The sequence below is a fragment of the Acinetobacter sp. YH12137 genome, assembly GCF_013418535.1.
Taxonomy (GTDB): domain Bacteria; phylum Pseudomonadota; class Gammaproteobacteria; order Pseudomonadales; family Moraxellaceae; genus Acinetobacter.
In genome coordinates this window covers 1-1,852 of record NZ_VPBW01000083.1, presented here as the reverse complement: position 1 = coordinate 1,852, position 1,852 = coordinate 1, and the positions used below count along the sequence as shown (strand labels likewise).

General features: G+C 59.6%; 1 protein-coding gene. It reads right to left on the bottom strand.

Annotated elements, in window-relative coordinates; all coding sequences use genetic code 11:
* Positions 1–235: 235 nt before the first annotated feature.
* Positions 236–1,729, bottom strand: coding sequence for an IS91-like element ISVsa3 family transposase (locus FTU72_RS16135; protein WP_163167828.1), 1,494 nt, complete (start codon positions 1,727–1,729; stop codon positions 236–238).
* Between the last annotated feature and the right edge of the window lie 123 nt (positions 1,730–1,852).

Sequence of the window (1,852 nt, the reverse complement as noted above, 5' to 3'; positions counted from 1 at the left end):
ACGTATAGGAAGAATAAACGCCCTTTTCACCCAAGTCCAACAGCTTTGGACCGCAGTTGACTCTTTCGACACCCCTGCGATGCAACCCAATCCGGCTGACGGGGAGCCAGCAACGCTGAAAATTTACCCTCCTCTTTCCCACTAGCGGCTCCTTTTCCGACAACCAGCACGGCGGATCCCTGCCGCGGCGCTGTGAACGCAGCATTTTGATTGGTATCGTTGGCCTTCAGGCTCGTCAGTCAAACAGACCCAGGAGCAGCTCAGCCGGTGGCGCCCGGCTTTCGGGTAACGCCCTGGTCCCGCTGGTTTCGGCTTTGTGCTTCAGGTGATCAAGGATCTGCTTGATCACTATAGGGTCTTCAATGCAGGCGATGACTTTCATGGCGCCGCCGCAGCCGCTGCAGGTCTCGATGTCGATATTGAAAACACGCTTGAGCCGTTGCGCCCATGTCATCGACGCTCGCCGTTGTGCTGGTGTTGCCGGTTCATCAGCCACCCTGACCTTGTTGCCCCTGCCCCGTTTTGCCGGCGTGACCAACGCCCGGTGCCGACTGTTGGGTGCGAACACCCCGTGGAAGCGGGTTAGGTTGACTCTGGGCTTCGGTACCAGGGCGGCCAGCCTTGCAATGAAATCCAATGGTTCGAAAATGACGTGCGTGGTGCCGTCCCGGTACGGCGTCTTGAGCTGGTAGCGCACGTTGCCGCCTCGTGTTAACGACAGCCGCTTCTCGGATACCGCCGGGCGGCTGATGTACCGGCACAGCCGTTCGAGCTTCTTGCGTTCATCGGCCCTGGCCGCCACGCCGGCGTGCAGGCTGGACCCGGCTACCTTGCCAATCCCGTCACCGAACGGATCACCACTGGTCGGCAGAGTTTGCAAAGTGAACACCTTTCGCCCCGCCTGTGAACCGACAGCGATACGGTAAGTGATCGAGTGCCCCAGCAGGGGTGTCATCGGGTCGTCATCCACCGCATCCGAGGCCAGATAGCTGTTTTCGACATCCCGTTCCAGCAGGCCTTGCCGTTCCAGATAGCGACCCACCCGGTGGGCGATGGTGTGCGTCAGCTGGGTGAGCTCTGGGCTGGTCGGCGCCTTGACCCAGCGGAAACGCGCTGAGCCGTGGGATTGCTCGACATACACACCGTCGAGAAACAGCATGTGGAAGTGAACATTCAGATTGAGCGCCGATCCAGAACGCTGGATCAGGGTGACCGCGCCCGTCTTGGCCACTTGGTGGGTATGGCCCGCTTTCTTGACCAGGTGCGTGGCAATGACGCGGTAAACGATGCCCAGCACCCACCCCATGATCTCGGGCCGGCTGGCAAACAGGAAACGCAGCTGAAACGGGAAGCTCAACACCCACTGACGCATGGGTTGTTCAGGCAGTACTTCATCAACCAGCAAGGCGGCACTTTCGGCCATCCGCCGCGCCCCACAGCTCGGGCAGAAACCGCGACGCTTACAGCTGAAAGCGACCAGGTGCTCGGCGTGGCAAGACTCGCAGCGAACCCGTAGAAAGCCATGCTCCAGCCGCCCGCATTGGAGAAATTCTTCAAATTCCCGTTGCACATAGCCCGGCAATTCCTTTCCCTGCTCTGCCATAAGCGCAGCGAATGCCGGGTAATACTCGTCAACGATCTGATAGAGAAGGGTTTGCTCGGGTCGGTGGCTCTGGTAACGACCAGTATCCCGATCCCGGCTGGCCGTCCTGGCCGCCACATGAGGCATGTTCCGCGTCCTTGCAATACTGTGTTTACATACAGTCTATCGCTTAGCGGAAAGTTCTTTTACCCTCAGCCGAAATGCCTGCCGTTGCTAGACATTGCCAGCCAGTGCCCGTCACTCCCACTC